The organism is Nocardia sp. NPDC003999 (genome assembly GCF_053604885.1).
Window position 1 is genome coordinate 22,184 of record NZ_JBSGIB010000036.1, and the last position, 17,557, is coordinate 39,740.

Genomic DNA, 17,557 nt, shown 5'->3' on the forward strand with positions numbered 1-17,557 from the left:
GCACCAGCCTAGGCGGTGACGGCTCGTGACGACGGACACAGCACCCGCGCGGCGAGCATTCACCGGGCAACCGATAACTTGTTCTCATGAACGAACCGCAGGACGGCGACTCGCTGCCGAGTCAGGAGCACCACGAGGGCGGGTTCCGGCCGATGACCCAGCTGATCGCCGCCCACGAGGCAGCCAAGGACGACATCTCCCGCGGCGGGCCGCACTACGGCCAGTTCATCGAGCAGGTGCGCGGCCTGATGGACCGCGTCCGGCTGGCCTCGCCCTCCGACGAGCTGGCGGTGGAGGCGATCGGCATTCTCAAGGAGCTGAACGACAAGCTCGACGCCGCACGGGTGGACGAGTGGTCGACGCCCAACTGGACCCGCTTCGACCTGCCCGCCCGCGGCAACATCACCCTGCCGCCGTTCTTCATCGACCATGTCGACCCGCAGAACGGCGTCGACGCGCGCCTCACCTTCCGCACCTTCCACCTCGGCGGCAACAGCGCCGCCCACGGCGGTCAGATCGCCATCGCCTTCGACGACCTGCTCGGCATGGCGGCCGCGGTGCGCTCCGGCGCGGTGACCAGAACGGCGTCGCTCACCGTCGACTACCGCTCCATCACGCCGCTGAACACCGAACTCCAGGTGCGCGCGTGGGCCGAACGGCAGGAGGGGCGCAAGGTCTATGTGCGGGCCACCCTGCACGACGGCGACCGGCTGTGCGCGGAGGCGAACGGCTTGTTCATCGTGCTCGAGCCCGGACAGCCCTGAAGCTCGGCGCCTGCGCGGCGAGGATCGGCCGGTTCGAGCCTCGGCCCCGCACCTGCCGGAGTCCGCTGGGCGGCGTCGACTTCTCGCACGGACGGTGAACGGCCCGGCCACCGCATGCCGGGGACGAGCGCCGCTTTCCTGTCCTCTCCGCTCTCGCGCCGCATTCATAGCGCCCGCGCTCGTCGCCCCCCGGTACACGCTGTCGCGTCGACGGATCGCGAGTCCGCCGACGCGCAATGGTCGCCCTCGATAAGCGATTCACCTGCCGACGAGCCGGACCCCGAGCACCCGCGCGCATGGCGCACTGTGCACGACTGCACGGAATGCCCTGTCGGTCAGATCGATTCGCGTCGACCCCGAAGGCGCAGGCAGGCGAGCCACCCGCGAATCCGGCGCGACCACACCTGCACACGATGCAGACTCGCGTGAAATGCCTTCGCCGCGTTCCGGCGCTCGCCGGTCGGACCTGCCACCGGCGAGCGCCGACCGCTCACCGCCCCGGGAAGTGCGCTTCCCGGTACGCGCCGAACCGCGCGTCCACCTGCTCGGCGGTCAGCCCGAAATCGGCGAGGGTGTAGCGGTGCGCCGGGCGTGCCGCCCCAGACGTGCTCTCCGCGTGCAACGCGGTCATCGCCGCCTCGGCCTCGGCGGTCAGTGGCAGCCCGAAGTGCCGGTAGATCGACGTCACCGTGCCGATCGGGTCGGCGACGAACTCGTCGTAGTCGACATCGCAGAACTGCGCCGCGTCGTGGCGTTTGCGGTCGGCGAGGAACCGCTCCGCGCCGCGCGCCCACAGATCCAGCTGCGTCGCGCCGACCACCGGGCCGCGGAACTTTTCCGACCAGCCCGCCGACGCCTGCTCGTTCAAACTGCACACCGACGCGATGATGGTGCGTGGATCGCGGTGCATCTGGATGACCAGCGCGTCCGGATAGACCTCGAAGATCGCGTCCAGCGCGAACAGGTGACTCGGGTTCTTCAGCACCCATCGCTTGCCCGCGTCCGGCAGTCCGATCAGTTGCAGGTTGCGCCGGTGCCTGCGATAGGCGGATGTCCAATCCCGCTCGCGCAACCACTCGGAGTAGGTGGGCAGGTAGGCCAGGCACTCGTAGGACACCGACATGGCCGACTGCCGCAGCAACTGCCAGCACTCCTCGACCTGGTCGGCCGAGATGTGGTGCACTCCCATGAACTCCGGATGTTCGACGTGGTGCTTGTCGTAGGCGGCGGCGAGGCGCTGGTAGACCGGATTGCTCGCCCACGTCTCGCGCGGCGGGCGCGGCTGCGGCATCTCGGTCAGCCACATCTCCAGCCCTTGGTGCGCCGGGTCGGCGTTGAGCAGGCGGTGCACCGCCGTGGTGCCCGAGCGCGGCAGACCGGTCACGAAGATCGGGCGCTCGATCGCCACGTCGGCGTGTTCCGGATGCTGCCGCCAGGCCGCCTCGCTGAGCAGCCGGGCGATCAGCGCGCCGCGCAGGAACGCGCGGTTCACCTTATTGCCGAAGGGCGTGAGTTCGGCGTCCTTCGCATAGGACTCGAGCAGCACCTCGAGCCCTTCGCGGTAGTCGTCGGTGCCGAAGGCGTCCAGCCCGACCACCTTGGTCGCCGAGGCGTGCAGATCGTCGACGGTCCCGACGTCGTCCCTACCGATCACGGTCATCTCCTAGTGGTGGAATTCGCCGGCGTTGACGTCCAGGCACGCGCCGGTGATCGCGCGCGCCAAGGCGGACGCGAAGAACACGACCGCGTCGGCGATCTCGTCGGGTTCGGGCAGTTTGCGCAGGTCGGTGGTCTTCGCGGTCTCGGCGTAGACCTCCTCGGAGGTGATCCCCCGCTGCTGCGCCAGGTAGTTGAAGTACCACTTCAGGTTGTCGGCCCAGATGTAGCCCGGCGCGACGGAATTGACCCGGATGCCCTTCGGACCGAGTTCGGTGGCCAGGCTCTGCGCCAGCGCGAGCAGGCTGGCCTTGGCCATCTTGTACGGCCCGAAGGTGCGCCGCGAGTGGTGCAGCACGGCCGAGTTGATCATCACCACCGAGCCCTTGGTCTCGGTGAGGGCGGGCACGAACAACCTGGTCAGGCGCAGCGCGGCCAGCACGTTGGTCTCGAAGCCCGCGCGGACCTGATCCAGGTCGACGTCGGCGAGGTCGACGATCGGCGGGATCGCGAAGGCGTTGTTCACCAGCGTGTCGACCTTGCCGAAGGCGCTGTGCGCGGTCTCGACCAGATTCACGACCGCGGCCTCGTCGTTGATGTCGGTCGGCACGACCACCGCGCGCCTGCCCAGTTCGGTGATCTCCTTGGCCACCTCGGTCAGTCGCGATTCGGTCCGGGAAGCCAGCACTACGTCCGCGCCCGCCTTCGCGCTCTGCACCGCGATCGCACGCCCCAGTCCCGGCCCCACGCCGGAGACGACGACCACTTTGTCCCGCAGCAACATCAGCCGAGCATCCTCTCCGCGACGGCGACCTGACGCGCCGCGATCCGGTCGCGCCACTGCTCCGGCGTGACCCGCGCCTGTTCGTGGAACGGCAGGCGATCGGGCAGGTCCGCGACGGAAACGATCTCCACGGTCGGCCCGTCGTCGGGTTTCATCTCCCGCGACAGCCGCTGCCAGCGGAACTGGAGGTAGCCGCGGGAATGACCGGTGCGCTCGATCCAGTTGGCCAGGCCAGGATCACGCTCGCTGACCACCAGCCGGATCATCCCGTCCGGGTCCACGTGTGCCTGGTCGGCGGTGAGGCTGGTCTGATGGTTGATGTAATCCAGCGACAGGTACCACATGCTGCCGAGCTGGAAGCCCTGGTAGGGGGCGTCGGATCTGGGCACCGTGATGATCATGGCCTGGTCGTCGTCCAGGTCGTAGTGACCCACCGAGGAGAACTGGGTGCTCAGCCCGCCCGGCGTCGGCCTCGGCTCGGTCAGCGTGTTCACCGGCAGGTTCAGATAGAACCACTCCGGGAAGGCCAGGAAGGTCTTCAACCGCGACACCAGCATCTTGCCCGCCACGCCGTATCGCTTGGTGAGCACGTCCTTGGTCAGCGGCGGCGGCGCGTCGCCGATCCGGTCGACGCGCTGGATGCGGATCGTGCCCGCCTTCTCCGTCACCCAGTCGCTGTGCACCTCGCGGACCACGAGCATCGCCGCGTCGGCGCCGAGGTGCACATAGCCGGGGCCCGCTTCGCCGGGTCCGAAGCGGATCTCGTAGGTCCCGTCCGCGCGGATGTCGAGCTTTCGGTCGTCGAAAGCGGTGAGGCTGTCGGGCACGTCGACGGGCGAATAGTTGCCGTTGAGCACCTGGAAGCTCAGGTCACGGGTGGTGCCGCGGGTGCCGGTCACCACATATTCGGCGTCCGGGCGCAGGTAGGAGTGGTAGTAGAGGGTGTCGGGGTTGTCCAGCCCCATCTTGGTGTACGGGCCGGTGGACATGACGAAGAACGGGAAGTCCAGCTCGTAGGCCCAGGCCATCTGCAACGACGCGCGGATGCTGCCCGCCAGATAGTCGTAGCCCTCGACGAGGTCCTGTTCGGTGCGAATGTGCGCGGCTCCGGTGATGATCTGCTCGGCGGCGGCGATGGCGTCCGCGAACGGCTGTGTCAGCAAGAGGCTCTCTCCGGTGTTCCAAATATGTACCACTCTGGTACATTTCGATAGGAGAAAGATTAGAACGTGTTCTAGGAGTGGTCAATGGTCGGCCGTCGGTCCGCGCCCACCGCACGCGTGGTGCAGGTCCTGGATTTCTTCGTCGAACAGCGCGGGAAACGCTTCGGGCTCTCCGAGCTCGCCCGCGAACTCGACCTGGCCAAGCCGACCTGCCTGGGCATCCTCACCGAGCTGACCGCGGGCGGCTACCTGATGCGCGACGCCGACACCCGCACCTACGGGCTCGGGCCCGCACTGATCGCGGCGGGCCGGGTGGCGCAGGACAGCTTCGCCATCTCCGCGCTCGCCCGCGTCGAGCTGGACAAACTCTCCGCGCGCTACCACACCACCTGCACCGCGTCCGCGGTCGTCGGCGAGCAGATCATGGTGCTGGAGAGCACCGGACCCGGCCTGGTGAAGGTGGGCGCGGCCTACCATTTCGCACCTCCGGTCGGCCTGATGTACGTGCTCTGGGACACCGACGCGGCGTTCGACGCCTGGCTGGCCAAGCCGCCCGCGGTGCCGTTGCGACAGGACGAGACGCGCCTGCGTCAAGTGGTCGCCGAATGCCGCGAGCGGGGATTCCTGGTGGAGAGCATGACCACCGCGGGACGTCGGCTGTACTCACTGCTGGCCGGGGTCGCCGATCGGGACCTACCCCCTGAGCTGCGCGAACTGGTCGGCGAACTGGTGACGAGCCTCGGCGAGCGGGTGTATCTGGGCGCGGATCTACGGCCGCGCAAGGAGCACGCGGTGAGCCTGCTCGCCGCACCGACCTACGACGGCGACGGCAGGCAGAACATGGTGCTCACGATGTACGTCGGCCGCTCGATCACCGGGGCGGAGATCGCCCGCCGCGGCGCGGCGCTGGTGGACGCCGCTGACGCGGTCACGGCGAACTCGGGCGGACGCAGACCATTGACCGAAGACCGAAACGTGTTCTAGTTTTGCGGTGTGAGCCAGTACGCGAAGTCGACGGCGAGCACCTACGAGCTGCCCCATCTGGACGCGCTCGAGGCCGAGTCGGCGCACATATTCCGTGAAGTGGCAGCGACATTCGAGCGCCCGGTGTTGCTGTTCTCCGGCGGCAAGGATTCGGTGGTGATGCTGCACCTGGCGGCAAAGGCCTTCTGGCCAGCGCCGCTACCGTTCCCGGTGCTGCACATCGACACCGGGCACAATTTCGACGAGGTGATCGCCTATCGCGACGAGACGGTGGCCCGCCTGGGCCTGCGCCTGGTGGTCGGACGGGTGCAGGACGACATCGATGCAGGACGGGTCGTCGAGGAGACCGGGCCGCGCGCCTCCCGCAACCGGTTGCAGACGACGACGCTGCTGCGGTCGATCCAGGGGGGCGCGTTCGACGCGGTCTTCGGCGGCGCGCGCCGCGACGAGGAGAAGGCCCGCGCCAAGGAGCGGGTGTTCAGCTTCCGTGACGAGTACGGCCAGTGGGACCCGCGCAGGCAGCGCCCCGAACTGTGGAACCTCTACAACGGCAGGCACCGCGCGGGCGAGCATATTCGCGTCTTCCCGCTGTCGAACTGGACCGAACTGGACATCTGGAGCTACATCGCCGCCGAGGGCATCGAGCTGCCGCCGCTGTACTACGCGCACCGCAGGCCGGTGGTGCAGCGCGACGGAATGCTCTTGGCGCACACCCGCTTTCTCCAGCTGCTCGACGGCGAGGAGCCGTATGAGGCCACCGTCCGTTTCCGCACCGTCGGCGACGCGACCTGCACCGGCTGTGTCGAGTCCACCGCGGCCACACCCGCGGACGTGGTCGCCGAAGTCGCCGCGGCGCGGGTGACCGAGCGCGGCGCCACCCGTGCCGACGACCGCATCTCCGAGGCGGGGATGGAAGACCGCAAACGCGAAGGCTACTTCTGATGACGACCACACTGTTGCGCCTGGCCACCGCGGGCAGCGTCGACGACGGCAAATCGACGCTGATCGGCAGACTGCTGTTCGACTCCAAGACGCTGTTCACCGATCAGCTCGCCGCCGTGGAGCGCACCAGCCGCGACCGCGGCGACGACTACCCTAACCTCGCGCTGCTCACCGACGGCCTGCGCGCCGAACGCGAACAGGGCATCACCATCGACGTGGCGCATCGCTATTTCGCCACGCCCAGAAGAAAGTTCATCATCGCCGACACCCCCGGGCATGTTCAGTACACCCGCAACATGGTGACCGGCGCGTCCACCGCGGACCTGGCGCTGATCCTGGTGGACGCCCGCAAAGGCGTGGTCGAGCAGACCCGCAGGCACGCGTTCCTCGCCAGTTTGCTCGGCATCCCGCACCTGGTGTTGTGCGTGAACAAGATGGACCTGGTCGACTGGTCGCAGGAACGGTTCGAAGAGATTCGCGAGGAGTTCGCGCGGTTCGCCTCCAAACTCGACGTCTCCGACCTGACCTTCGTGCCCGTGTCGGCGCTGCACGGCGACAACATCGTGCACCGGGGCGCGAGCATGCCGTGGTACGAGGGCACTCCCCTGCTGCATCACCTCGAAGAGGTGCACATCGCCTCCGACCGCAACCTGATCGACTCCCGCTTCCCGGTGCAGTACGTCACCCGCAACCATGCCCAGGACTTCCGCGGCTACGCGGGCACGGTGGCGGGCGGGGTGTTCAAACCGGGCGACGAAGTGGCGGTGCTGCCGTCGGGTTTCACCACGACGGTGCAGGCGATCTGGGGGCCGGGCGGCACGCCTGTCGCGGAAGCGTTTCCGCCGCAGGCGGTCACCATCCAGCTCGCCGACGAGCTGGACATCTCCCGCGGCGACCTGATCTGCCGCCCGAACAACCGCCCGAACACCGGGCGCGATTTGGACGCGATGGTGTGCTGGTTCGCCGAGGAAACCCAGCTCACGCCCGGCGCGACCTACACCATCCGGCACACCACCCGCGCGGCCACCGCCGAGGTGCGCTCCCTGGACTACCGGCTGGATGTCAACACCCTGCACCGCGACGAGCACGCGGAGACGTTGTCGCTCAACGAGATCGGCCGCGTCCAGCTGCGCACCCGCCAGCCCTTGCTGTTCGACCCGTACCGGCGCAACCGCGCCACCGGCAGCTTCATCCTGGTCGACGACACCACGAACAACACCGTCGCGGCGGGCATGATCACCGGTCCGAGCCTGCCGTCCTCCCGGGTGGTCTGGCACTCCACCGCTGTCGAGCGCGACGAGCGCGCCACCCGCGGCCTGACGGTCTGGCTCACCGGGCTGTCGGGCTCCGGAAAGTCCACCGTCGCCGTGGAACTGGAGCGCAGGTTGGTGGCGGCGGGCCGCCCGGCGTTCCTCCTCGACGGCGACAACCTGCGCCACGGCCTCAACTCCGATCTCGGATTCAGCGCGGCCGATCGGGAAGAGAACGTCCGCCGGGTCGGCGAAGTAGCGAAACTGTTCGCCGAAGCCGGTGTGGTAGCGGTCGTTTCGCTGATCAGCCCCTACCGCGCCGACCGCGACCGCGCCCGTGCCGCCCACGAAGCGGCGGGCATCCCGTTCCTGGAGGTGTTCGTCGACACGCCGCTGTCGGAGTGCGAAGCGCGCGACCCGAAAGGCATGTACGCCAAAGCCCGCGCAGGCGAGATCCGCGGCTTCACCGGCATCGACGCCCCTTACGAAGCGCCGACCGAAGCCGAGATCGTCCTGCGGCCCGACCACGGGGATCCGGCGGCGATGGCGGCGACGATCGTCGCGCGGTTGAGCCGGATGGACTGACCGGACGAATCCCGCGGTCGACCGATGCTCTCACCTCGTCGGCGTTGCATCGGGGATACCAGAGTGTCAGCCGGAGCCCTGCGACGCCGGTTGCCGGACCTTCACGCGCCTGTCCCGGGCCGGCCGCCACGCTCGGCGGTGCGAGCGGATACCGCGGGCTTCTCGGCGCGTGGCGCGCTGAGTGCGTCGCGGATCGTCTCGCGTAGCCAGCGCTGGGCCGGGTCGGCGTCGAGCCGGGCGTGCCAGAGCAGTCGCACTTCGACTTCCGGCAGGTCCGTGGGGAGGGGAAACCAGCGAATGCCCAGGGTTCGGCCGTACTGTTCGGCGAGGCGTTGCGGGACGAGGCCGACGTAGCGGCTCGCGGAGACCAGCAGCGCCGCGACGGCGAAGGACGGAACGACGGCGGCGACGTGGCGGTGCAGACCCGCGGCGTCGAGCGCGTCGTCGAGTGGGCCGCGCGCGCGTCCACGACGCGAGGCCGAGACGTGGGGATACTGGCACAGTTGCCGCAAGCTCGGGCGGCGGCGCCTGCCCAGCGGGCTGTCGGCGCGGACGATGCCGACCATCCGTTCCCGGTACAGCAGCGTTGTCCGGATGTCGGGAGCCGCGATGTCGCCCACACCGATGTCGAGATCGACCGAGCCGTCGCGGAGCGCCTCGGCGCTCTCGCTGCCTTCGGTGACGAAACGCAGGACCACGCCGGGGGCCACGGTGGCCGTGGCTTCCACCGCCGCCGTCGCCAGGGTCACCGCGAGGCCGTCGTTGATGCGGATCGTGAAGGTGCGCTCGAGCTCGCCGATCGCGACCTCGCGGTCGGCGCTGATCAGCGCGGACGCCTCGTCGAGCAGTGACCGCACCCGCGGCGCGGTGCGCAGCGCGAACGGTGTGGCAGCCATGCCTCGCCCGGCCCGCACCAGGATCGGGTCGTTCATCGCCCGGCGCAACCGGCCCAGCGCCCGGCTGGTCGCCGGGATGGACAGGTGCAGGCGTTCGGAAGCCGCCGTGACGCTGCCTTCCTGGAGCAGCGCGTCGAATACACGCAGGAGGTTCAGATCGAGCTGCTCGGGCATAGTTGCATGGTACGCAAATCTGGATTGTGAAAGTTGCGTGGCATGCAGGCCTACGAGGTAAATACCGTCGTGGACATGCCATTCAACGTCTTGGTCCGGGATCGTGCGTCATCACGAGACCCGATGTCCCCTTCCGTCGCGACGCGCGGCCTGCTCGCGCTCATGTGCGCCTGCGTCGTACTCGTCGTCGGGATGGTCGCCGCGATCAATCTCGCCGTCCCGATGCTCGCCGCGAGCGCGTTGCGTCCCTCCGCGTCGGCTCTGGTCTGGATCGTCGACACCTATGTGATCGTCTTCGCGTGTCTGGTGATCCCAGCCGGTGCCGCCGGAGACCGCTTCGGGCGCAAAGGAGTACTGCTCACCGGGTTGGCGCTGTTCGCGGTGGGCGCGCTGCTGTCGGCGACCGCACCGAACGTGGCCCTGCTCCTGGCGGGCCGTGCGATCACGGGTGTGGGCGCCGCCGCGGTGCTGCCCAACACGCTGTCCGTCCTGCTGCACGCCGCCCCCGCCGAACGCAAGGGCGCGACGATCGCCACTTGGGCCTCGATGACGGGCATCGGCGGAGTCGTCGGCAACGTCGGCGGAGGGACGATCCTGGCGGGCGGATCGTGGCGCTGGTTGTTCGCCGCCGCAGTGCCGATCGCCCTGGTTCTCGGTCTGCTCGTCGGGCGTGTCGCGCCGGTGTCGCCGCGCCATGACCGCCGCCTGGACCCGGTCGGTGCGGTGCTGCTCGTCGGTGCGTCGATCGCGCTGCTGCTCGGCATCGTCCAGGGGCCGGAAGCGGGGTGGGACAGCGGGGTCGTCATCGCCGGATTCGTCTGCGCCGCAGTGTTGTTCACCGTGTGGACGTTCGTCGAATTGAAGGTCGGACACCCGCTGCTGGATCCGCGATTGTTCCGTGTACCGGGCCTGCGCAGCGCTTGCCTCGGCATGACGACGGTCTTCTTCGGCATGTTCGCGCTGTTCTATGTCAACGCGTCGTTCCTGCAGTACGGCAAGGAATTCGGCGTGCTGGAGACCGGGCTCGGCATCGTGCCGCTGACCATCCCGATCATCCTCGCCGCACGCCACGTCGGCCGCCTCGCACAGCGCATCGGTCTCGACACCACCATCGCGCTCGCGTTCGCGTTCGTCGGCTGCGGACTGCTCGGGCTGTCCACCAGCGGCACGCAGACGCCCTACGTCGAGTACGCGGGGTGGCTCGTCGTCACCGGAATCGGTGTAGCGCTGGCCCTTCCGACGCTCTCCGCAGCCATCGCCGGTTCGCTGCCGCCGGAGCAGGCGGGGGTCGGAGCCGGATTGCAGGCCACCACCCGCGAGTTCGGCAGCGCCTTGGGTGTCGCCGTCATCGGCACCGTGCTCACCGCGCGCTTCGCCGCCGCGCTGCCATCGGACATCCGCGCCGCACACGATCCGCACACCGTGGCACAGGCACTCGCCGCCACCGCGCCCGATCGCACCGCCGACATCGTCGCGGCGTTCGTCTCGGGCACGGACGCCGGACTTCGGGTGGTCGGTGTGAGCGTGCTCGTCCTCGGCGGGCTCGTCGTACTCCAGTCGCTGATGTCCCGGCGTGGCGGGTCCCGGTCGTCGTCGCCCGATACCGCAGCTCACACGATGTGACACGCACGGTCGATCACACCACGGCTGCCGGAACCACTCAGGTGAAGGCTCGCGGGCGCCCGGTCGCTGTCATCGTTTCGCCGATCAGTGGACGATACTCGCGCTCCGCACGACATACCGGATGCGGTCGGTGTTGTGCGCCTCTGCGCTGAGGTCGATGACCGTCGCCTCACCGACGCGCTCGACCAACTTCACGCCGATCTCGACCGGTACCGGATAGACCGAATCCGGCCCGAGATCATCTGATACGCCGAAGATCGGCAGCTTGTCGATCAACGTGTGCGTGACGCCGTCGACGTCGGTGAACTCGACCGCGATAACGCCCGGCTGAGTGTCCGACACCCATCGAACGGCTTTCCCCCGAATAGTTGCCATTTCTCGAGCATGCCAGCGATCCGGTGCACGAGCCCGAACGCGCAGGCCTCCATGTTGCGGCCGAGCCGAACGGCCTCGCCCCCGACCACCGGTCGCTCGCTGATGGCCACCGAAAGATCAAGTCCGCGACCGCCGATCGCGGACCCGCACGAAGGAGTATCGACATGCACGTTTTCGTCACCGGAGCGACCGGATGGATCGGCTCGTCGGTCGTCGACCAGTTACTGGACGCCGGTCACGAGGTCACCGGACTCGCCCGCTCGGACGCCTCCGCAGCCGCGCTCGAACGGAAAGGAGCCCGGCCCCGGCGGGGCGACCTCGACGATCTCGACAGCCTCCGCGCCGGTTCGGCGGACGCCGACGCCGTCGTCCATCTGGCAAACAAGCACGATTTCGCTAACCCGGCCATGACCAACCAGACCGAGCGCGACGCCGTGCTGACCATCGGCGAGGCCCTCGCGGGCTCGCACCGCCCGTTCGTGCTCGCCTCCGCCCTCGCCCTACTCGCCCCCGGCCGTCTGGCCACCGAGCAGGACCGGTCCCCGGCCCACGGCGCCGGCTCACTACGCGGCGGCAGTGAGAATCTGGCGCTGGAGTTCGTGGAGCGCGGCGTCGGGACGATCGTCGTGCGTTTCGCGCCCACCGTGCACGGCGACGGTGACCACCGCGGATTCATCACCGGTTTGGTGGCGACCGCTCGCGCCAAGGGAGTCTCGGCATACCTCGGCGACGGAACCAACCGCTGGGCGGCGATCCACCGCAGCGACGCGGGCCGCATCGTGCAACTCGCCCTGGACAAGCACGCCCCGGCGGGCACGGTCCTGCACGCCGCGGCCGAGACCGGCATCCCGACCCGCGACATCGCCGAGGCCATCGGACGCGAACTCGACCTGCCCGTCGTCTCGGTCCCGGCCGACCGCGGCGACGAGCATTTCGGCTGGCTGAGCCGGTTCTTCGGAGCGGACATGGCCGCGAGCAGCGACGCGACCCGCGCGCTGCTCGGCTGGTCCCCCAGCGGGCCCGGACTGTTCGAGGACCTCGACAGCGGCTGCTATTACCGCTGAGGAGGGGTTGCATCTCCGCGCGGTCGCAGAAGGGCAGGAGGTCATCAACCCGCCTGCCCTTCTACTTGCGTTCGCGGATCGGCCGACCTCGGACCTGGTGAAGCCGACTGGGATTCAAAGCCGAAACGGATCCGAACGGCGGGGATATTTAGATGGACGCATCCGGCCGGTGATCCGTAACGTTTCGACCGCCGCGCATTTCCATGAGCATTCGTCCGCGTCACACTCTCGATGAACCTGCATGAGCGTGTGGGCGTCGTCGGGGCTGAATTCGGGCCCGTCCATCGGCTCCGCCGCGGGCCAGCCCAACGGCGGCCAGCCGTGCAGACACAGTTGTTCGTGGCTCACGCGTTCGGCGATGTGATAGACGCTCGGTCCGTGCGACGGCCTTCGCCACGCTGCACCGACGGCAGCTGGGTCGGCTTGATGAGCTCCTGGCCGCATGGTCACGCCGACCGCCACGGCAGGAGCCGACGAACCGCCTTTCGTCCCGAGGTGATGTGCGGGGGTTTCGACATCAGGGAATCCTTGCCCCGAATACACCACCCGAACGCCACCCACCGGTCGTCGTCATCGGTGATCACATACTCTTCGGCGCCCCCGAGAATGATCGCCTCGACCGCCGCGGCCGCCTGGGATGGCTTGTCCTCGAACTGGATTTCGTAGTCGGCGATGGCGCGGACGCACCAGCCCGTTTCGATGCGCACCGCGGCGTCGCCCATATCCACCAGTTTGATGTGTGGATTGGCCCCACGCGCTTGGGCTTCCATGGACGAGGATCCGCTGGAGAGCACCAGGGTGCCGGGATTCGAAAACGTCTGGATGGCGTAACGCTCGGCGATGGCAAACACCTCCGAGCAGAACATCTCCCATTCCGTCCCACTCACCCCGGCCTCCCAGCCCATTCGCGATCTTGCCCCGCCTCGACACTACTTACCGCACGGATTCACCACCGTGTCCTTTTCATCCGCCTTCCGCCATCGCCCGACCCCGCCCCAGCACATCGGGATACCGCCGCAGATGCGTACCCCCGTTGAGATTGATTGCCGCCCCACTCATCCAGGCTGCCTTGTCCAACGACAGGAACACCGCGACATCCGCGATCTCCGCCGCGCGCCTGCTACGCCCCAGCGGAGTGTTCTCGAGCTACTCCTCCTCGTCGCCACGCATGGCGTAGGCAGGCGGTGACAACCGCCTGCCTATGACTTCCAGCCGATCAACCGAGCGCGCTGAAGAACTCGCGGATGTCGCCGATCAGTAGGTCCGGCACCTCGAGGGCCGGGAAATGGCCGCCGGAGTAGAACTCCGACCAGTGGGTGATGTTGTGGGTTCGTTCGGCGAAGCGGCGGATGGCGTAGTCGCCGTCCTTGAACACCACGACGCCGGTCGGGACGGTGCCCTTCGGTTTCGGGGCGAACATGGCGGCGTCGTGGAAGCGTTCGTAGTACAGGTTCGCGACGCTGCGGGCGGTGTCGGTGAACCAGTAGATGCTGACCGTGGTGAGCAAGCGGTCGAGGTCGATGGCCTGGTCGGGCAGGTCGTTGGCGCTGTCGGTCCACTCGCGGTACTTCTCCACGATCCAGCCGAGCTGGCCGGCCGGGGAATCGGCGAGCAGTTGGGCGATGGTGTTCGGGCGGGAACCCTTCAGGTTCATGTAGGCCGAGGGTGGGGCCGTACTGTTCGGCGAGGCGCTGCGGGACGAGGCCGACGTAGCGGCTCGTGGCGACCAGTAGCGCCGCGACCGCGAAGGACGGGACGACGGCCGCGACGTGGCGTTGCAGCCCGACGGCGTCGAGTGCGTCGTCGAGCGGTCCGCGCGCCCGGCCGCGGCGGGAGGCCGAAACGTGCGGATGGCGGCACAGTTGGCGCAAGGTCGGGCGGCGGCGCATGCCCAGCGGGCTGTCGGCTCGGACGATGCCGACCATTCGTTCCCGATACAGCACGGCTGTCCGGATGTCGGGAGCCGCGACGTCGCCGACGCCGATATCGAGATCGACCGAGCCGTCGCGGAGGGCCTCGGCGCTTTCGCTGCCTTCGGTCACGAAGCGCAGCACCACGCCGGGAGCGGCGGCGGCCGTGGCTTCGACCGCAGCCGTCGCCAGTGTCGCCGCGACACCGTCGTTGATGCGGATCGTGAAGGTGCGCTTTAGCTCGCCGATCGTGACCTCGCGGTCGGCGCTGATCAGTGCGGATGCCTCGTCGAGCAGTGACCGCACTCGCGGAGCGGTGCGCAGCGCGAACGGTGTGGGAGCCATTCCGCGACCGGCCCGTACCAAGATCGGGTCGTTCATCGACCGGCGCAAGCGTCCCAGCGCCCGGCTGGTCGCCGGGATCGACAGGTGCAGGCGCTCGGAAGCCGCCGTGACGCTGCCTTCTTGAAGCAGCGCGTCGAACACGCGCAGCAGGTTCAGATCGAGCTGCTCCGGCGTAGTTGCATGGTACGCAAAAGGTGATTGTCAAAGTTGCGTGGCATGCAGACACGCGAGGTCCATACCGTCGTCGACATGCCGTTCAATGTCTTGATCCGGGATCGTGCGCCGTCACCGGACCCGATGCCCCCTCCCGTCACGCGGCGTGGCCTGCTCGCGGTGATGTGCGCCTGCGTGGTGCTCGTCGTCGGGATGGTCGCCGCCATCAATCTCGCCGTCCCGATGCTCGCCGCGAGCGCGCTTCACCCGTCCGCCTCGGCACTGATCTGGATCGTCGACACCTACGTGATCGTCTTCGCGTGCCTGGTGATCCCGGGCGGTGCCGCCGGGGATCGTTTCGGGCGCAAGGGAGTACTGCTCGTCGGGCGGGTGCTGTTCGCGGCGGGCGCACTGATCTCCGCGCTCGCACCGAACGTAGCCCTGCTGCTGGCGGGCCGTGCGATCACCGGAGTCGGCGCCGCCGCCGTGCTGCCCAACACCCTTTCGGTCCTGCTGCACGCCGTCCCCGCCGAACGCAAGGGGGCAAGGGTTTCGGCGTGCTGCGCACCGGGCTGGGCATCGTGCCGCTGACCGTCCCGATCATCCTCGGCGCACGACACGCCGGACGCGTCTCGGGACGCATCGGCCTCGACGCGACCATCGCGCTGGCCTTCGCGTTCGTCGGCTGCGGACTGCTCGGACTGTCCACCAGCGGCACACAGACGTCCTACATCGCGTACGCGGCATGGCTCGTAGTCACCGGAACCGTTGTGGCACTGGCACTTCCGACGCTGTCCGGCGCCATCGCCGGTGCGCTGCCGCCGGACATCCGCGCCCGGCCATTCTCCGCACACCGTGGCCGAAGCCCTCGCCTCGACTGCCCCCGATCGCGCCACCGAAGTGATAACGGCCTTCGTCTCGGGCGCGGACGCCGGACTCCGCGCGATCGGCGTGACCGTAGTCGTCCTCGGCGGGCTGGTGGTGCTGCAGTCTGCGCTGTCCCGGCGGAGGGGGCCCGTCGCCGGTTGATCAGCGGACGATATCGACATATCGGGTGCGGTAGTCCGACAACCATCGAACAGCTTTCCCCCAAATAGCCGCCATCAGCTCAATATGCGGGCCGATTCAGCGCTCTGCCCAGTGCGCTGCGCAACCACCGGTCGCCGTGTCAGCACCCGCAGCCGACCAGCGGATACCGCTGCACGGGTTACGGGCGTCCGTCTACATCACAGACCGCTGGTTGCCGCTCTGCTCACCGCCGGATCGAATCAGCGGAGTAGTCGCGGACCTACACGAAGGAGTATCAGCATGGAAATCTTTGTCACCGGAGCGACCGGATGGATCGGTTCTGCCGTCGTCGACCAGTTGCTGGACGCTGGTCACGAGGTCACCGGGCTCGCCCGTTCGGGTGCATCGGCCGCCGCGCTCGAGCGGAAAGGAGCCCGGGCGAGGCGCGGCGACCTCGATGATCTCGACAGCATCACTCGGTAGCCGAATCAGCTTGTGGCCGAGTTGATGACGTGAGCAAGGTTGTCCAGCAGCTGATTCCAGCCGAAGCGGATGCCGGCCATGGCCGGTTCCGAGCCCGGGGTCGGGTCGGACACGTCGATTTGTAGGTCGACGCGGGTGCCGCCGGTGACGCTGGTCAACTCGAGGAGATGGTCGGCCCGGAACAACGGGGTCCCGTTGCCGTCCAGCGGTGACAACTCGAACCGGAGCCGTTCGGGCGGAACGACTTCGAGGTAGCGCCCGGCGCTGGAATACAGCGCACCGTCGCCCTCGCGGAGCACGATCGACAGGGCGCCCCCGACGACCGGCCGCAGGACGCAGTCGGCGACCTCGAAATGCGCTGGGTGCCACCACCGGCGCGCCAGATCGGGCGAGGTCCACCACTCCCACACGGTCGCCGGCGGCGCCGACAGCGTCCGATGGAATTCGTGGGCCGACAACGGCTCGGCGGCGATTGCCACCCGGTATTCGGCGAGCACCGACTCCGAGGGATGGTCGGCCTCGAATCCCGCCAGCCACTGTCGCAGCTCGCGCAGCGGACCCCGGCGCAGGGCGTAGATGCGGCGCTGCCCGAGCGGTTCCATTACCACCAGGCCCGCGCGCTGGAGCGCCTGGAGATGTTTGGTCGTCTGCGGTTGTCTCAGGCCGAGTGCGGTAGCGATCTCGCCGACCGGACGCGGCGCGGCGTTCAGCAACTCCACGATCCGCATGCGGTTCGGTTCGGCCAGAGCGGCGAATAGTGCGGGGTCCATTGACCAAGCATGCCTCCTCAGATATATTCCTTTCAAGGAATACTTCTGAACCAGGAGCACGACATGTCCGAGCAGATCCGCATCGAACGCGACTACCCCGCCACCGCCCAGGCGATCTGGGAACTGTGGACCACCCCGGCGGGCATCGAGAAGTGGTGGGCGCCCGACGGTTTCACCGTCCGCGTCGACCAGCTCGACCTGCGCCCTGGCGGCGAACTGGTCTACACGATGACCGCGACCGCCCCCGCGCAGATCGAATTCATGCGATCCGCGGGCATGCCACTGTCGACCGAGTCCCGCAAGACGTTCACCGAGATCGACGGCCCCGACCGGCTCGCCTACACCTCCCTGGCCGACTTCATCCCCGGCGTCGAGCCGTACGAATTTCTCACCACCGTCGAGCTCGAGCCGACCGACGCGGGCGTCCGCGTGGTCATGACCGTCGACGCCATGCACGACGACGTCTGGACTCAGCGCCTCACCCAGGGACGGGAGAACGAGCTCGCCAACCTCGCCGCCATCGTCTCCGGCGGCTAGGGAGTGTTTCGAAGTGGGGAGGGCGGGCTGTTCGGCCCCGTCCTCACCCGTGTCGCAGCCACTGATTGATCGCAGCGATATGGATCGTCGC

16 protein-coding genes and 3 pseudogenes are annotated in these 17,557 nt (G+C 68.5%); 9 read left to right on the plus strand and 10 right to left on the minus strand.

The window, feature by feature from the left end; all coding sequences use genetic code 11:
- Positions 1–86 precede the first annotated feature (86 nt).
- Positions 87–764, plus strand: a complete 678-nt coding sequence (locus tag ACWESM_RS35620) for a PaaI family thioesterase (RefSeq protein ID WP_452495594.1) — start codon at positions 87–89, stop codon at positions 762–764.
- Between the two features lie 490 nt (positions 765–1,254).
- Here the strand turns inward: ACWESM_RS35620 and ACWESM_RS35625 are convergent, their stop codons facing one another.
- The 3 genes from ACWESM_RS35625 to ACWESM_RS35635 are packed head-to-tail and all read right to left on the minus strand — an operon-like array spanning position 1,255 to position 4,367.
- Positions 1,255–2,418: a sulfotransferase family protein gene (locus tag ACWESM_RS35625; protein WP_364437921.1), complete on the minus strand. Its 1,164-nt coding sequence runs from the start codon at positions 2,416–2,418 to the stop codon at positions 1,255–1,257.
- Between the two features lie 9 nt (positions 2,419–2,427).
- Entirely contained in the window at positions 2,428–3,204 is a 777-nt protein-coding gene (locus ACWESM_RS35630) for an SDR family oxidoreductase (RefSeq protein ID WP_397279722.1), read from the minus strand.
- Positions 3,204–4,367, minus strand: coding sequence for a hypothetical protein (locus ACWESM_RS35635; RefSeq protein WP_452495596.1), 1,164 nt, complete (start codon positions 4,365–4,367; stop codon positions 3,204–3,206). The genes ACWESM_RS35630 and ACWESM_RS35635 overlap by 1 nt, the downstream gene beginning before the upstream one ends.
- Positions 4,368–4,451: 84 nt before the next feature.
- Between ACWESM_RS35635 and ACWESM_RS35640 the strand changes: the two genes are divergently transcribed.
- The 3 genes from ACWESM_RS35640 to cysC are packed head-to-tail and all read left to right on the plus strand — an operon-like array spanning position 4,452 to position 8,128.
- Complete coding sequence (locus tag ACWESM_RS35640; RefSeq protein ID WP_364437928.1) at positions 4,452–5,351, plus strand: helix-turn-helix domain-containing protein; 900 nt, start codon at positions 4,452–4,454, stop codon at positions 5,349–5,351.
- 9 nt (positions 5,352–5,360) lie between these two features.
- Entirely contained in the window at positions 5,361–6,293 is a 933-nt protein-coding gene (gene cysD, locus ACWESM_RS35645; RefSeq protein ID WP_452495598.1) for a sulfate adenylyltransferase subunit CysD, read from the plus strand.
- Positions 6,293–8,128, plus strand: a complete 1,836-nt coding sequence (gene cysC, locus ACWESM_RS35650; RefSeq protein ID WP_452495600.1) for an adenylyl-sulfate kinase — start codon at positions 6,293–6,295, stop codon at positions 8,126–8,128. The genes cysD and cysC overlap by 1 nt, the downstream gene beginning before the upstream one ends.
- A 101-nt stretch (positions 8,129–8,229) precedes the next feature.
- Here the strand turns inward: cysC and ACWESM_RS35655 are convergent, their stop codons facing one another.
- Positions 8,230–9,198 carry a LysR family transcriptional regulator gene (locus ACWESM_RS35655; RefSeq protein ID WP_355078909.1) on the minus strand — a complete coding sequence of 323 codons (969 nt, stop codon included), beginning with the start codon at positions 9,196–9,198 and terminating at the stop codon, positions 8,230–8,232.
- A 123-nt stretch (positions 9,199–9,321) separates the two neighbouring features.
- Here ACWESM_RS35655 and ACWESM_RS35660 point away from each other — a divergent pair, with 123 nt between their 5' ends.
- A complete protein-coding gene (locus ACWESM_RS35660; RefSeq protein WP_452495603.1) occupies positions 9,322–10,821 on the plus strand; it encodes an MFS transporter in 1,500 nt (499 codons plus the stop codon).
- Between the two features lie 84 nt (positions 10,822–10,905).
- Here the strand turns inward: ACWESM_RS35660 and ACWESM_RS35665 are convergent, their stop codons facing one another.
- Positions 10,906–11,196 (minus strand): hypothetical protein, encoded by a 291-nt coding sequence (locus ACWESM_RS35665; RefSeq protein ID WP_452495605.1) that lies wholly within the window; start codon positions 11,194–11,196, stop codon positions 10,906–10,908.
- A 164-nt stretch (positions 11,197–11,360) separates the two neighbouring features.
- On the opposite strand from ACWESM_RS35665, the gene ACWESM_RS35670 reads away from it, so the two are divergent.
- The gene (locus ACWESM_RS35670; protein ID WP_452495607.1) at positions 11,361–12,260 is read left to right on the plus strand and encodes an SDR family oxidoreductase; all 900 of its coding nucleotides are present in this window, start codon (positions 11,361–11,363) and stop codon (positions 12,258–12,260) included.
- Positions 12,261–12,706: 446 nt separating this feature from the next.
- On the opposite strand, the gene ACWESM_RS35675 is transcribed toward ACWESM_RS35670, so the two are convergent.
- From ACWESM_RS35675 to ACWESM_RS35690, 4 genes and pseudogenes are all read right to left on the minus strand, one after another.
- Positions 12,707–13,165, minus strand: a complete 459-nt coding sequence (locus ACWESM_RS35675; protein ID WP_452495609.1) for a hypothetical protein — start codon at positions 13,163–13,165, stop codon at positions 12,707–12,709.
- 58 nt (positions 13,166–13,223) lie between these two features.
- A pseudogene (locus ACWESM_RS35680) lies at positions 13,224–13,406 on the minus strand (short-chain dehydrogenase); the annotation flags it as partial.
- 70 nt (positions 13,407–13,476) lie between these two features.
- Positions 13,477–13,914: an alpha/beta fold hydrolase gene (locus ACWESM_RS35685; protein ID WP_452495611.1), complete on the minus strand. Its 438-nt coding sequence runs from the start codon at positions 13,912–13,914 to the stop codon at positions 13,477–13,479.
- A gap of 76 nt (positions 13,915–13,990) precedes the next feature.
- Positions 13,991–14,671, minus strand: a pseudogene (locus tag ACWESM_RS35690) (LysR family transcriptional regulator); the annotation flags it as partial.
- Between the two features lie 93 nt (positions 14,672–14,764).
- Between ACWESM_RS35690 and ACWESM_RS35695 the strand changes: the two are divergent.
- Together ACWESM_RS35695 and ACWESM_RS35700 are read left to right on the plus strand one after the other, a co-directional pair.
- Entirely contained in the window at positions 14,765–15,259 is a 495-nt protein-coding gene (locus ACWESM_RS35695) for an MFS transporter (RefSeq protein ID WP_452495613.1), read from the plus strand.
- Between the two features lie 717 nt (positions 15,260–15,976).
- A pseudogene (locus tag ACWESM_RS35700) lies at positions 15,977–16,150 on the plus strand (NAD-dependent epimerase/dehydratase family protein); the annotation flags it as partial.
- Positions 16,151–16,164: 14 nt separating this feature from the next.
- On the opposite strand, the gene ACWESM_RS35705 reads toward ACWESM_RS35700, so the two are convergent.
- Complete coding sequence (locus ACWESM_RS35705; RefSeq protein ID WP_397279741.1) at positions 16,165–16,929, minus strand: metalloregulator ArsR/SmtB family transcription factor; 765 nt, start codon at positions 16,927–16,929, stop codon at positions 16,165–16,167.
- 63 nt (positions 16,930–16,992) lie between these two features.
- Between ACWESM_RS35705 and ACWESM_RS35710 the strand changes: the two genes are divergently transcribed.
- On the plus strand, positions 16,993–17,466 hold the full coding sequence (locus tag ACWESM_RS35710) for an SRPBCC domain-containing protein (RefSeq protein WP_397279743.1): 474 nt from the start codon (positions 16,993–16,995) through the stop codon (positions 17,464–17,466).
- Positions 17,467–17,557 lie beyond the last annotated feature (91 nt).

Coding starts and splice junctions, on each gene's coding strand:
- ACWESM_RS35620 (WP_452495594.1), top strand. CDS start 87: ATGAACGAACCGCAGGACGGCGACTCGCTGCCGAGTCAGGAGCACCAC.
- ACWESM_RS35630 (WP_397279722.1), bottom strand. CDS start 3,204: ATGTTGCTGCGGGACAAAGTGGTCGTCGTCTCCGGCGTGGGGCCGGGA.
- ACWESM_RS35640 (WP_364437928.1), top strand. CDS start 4,452: ATGGTCGGCCGTCGGTCCGCGCCCACCGCACGCGTGGTGCAGGTCCTG.
- cysC (WP_452495600.1), top strand. CDS start 6,293: ATGACGACCACACTGTTGCGCCTGGCCACCGCGGGCAGCGTCGACGAC.
- ACWESM_RS35655 (WP_355078909.1), bottom strand. CDS start 9,198: ATGCCCGAGCAGCTCGATCTGAACCTCCTGCGTGTATTCGACGCGCTG.
- ACWESM_RS35660 (WP_452495603.1), top strand. CDS start 9,322: ATGTCCCCTTCCGTCGCGACGCGCGGCCTGCTCGCGCTCATGTGCGCC.
- ACWESM_RS35665 (WP_452495605.1), bottom strand. CDS start 11,196: ATGGCAACTATTCGGGGGAAAGCCGTTCGATGGGTGTCGGACACTCAG.
- ACWESM_RS35670 (WP_452495607.1), top strand. CDS start 11,361: ATGCACGTTTTCGTCACCGGAGCGACCGGATGGATCGGCTCGTCGGTC.
- ACWESM_RS35675 (WP_452495609.1), bottom strand. CDS start 13,165: ATGGGCTGGGAGGCCGGGGTGAGTGGGACGGAATGGGAGATGTTCTGC.
- ACWESM_RS35685 (WP_452495611.1), bottom strand. CDS start 13,914: ATGAACCTGAAGGGTTCCCGCCCGAACACCATCGCCCAACTGCTCGCC.
- ACWESM_RS35695 (WP_452495613.1), top strand. CDS start 14,765: ATGCCGTTCAATGTCTTGATCCGGGATCGTGCGCCGTCACCGGACCCG.
- ACWESM_RS35705 (WP_397279741.1), bottom strand. CDS start 16,929: ATGGACCCCGCACTATTCGCCGCTCTGGCCGAACCGAACCGCATGCGG.
- ACWESM_RS35710 (WP_397279743.1), top strand. CDS start 16,993: ATGTCCGAGCAGATCCGCATCGAACGCGACTACCCCGCCACCGCCCAG.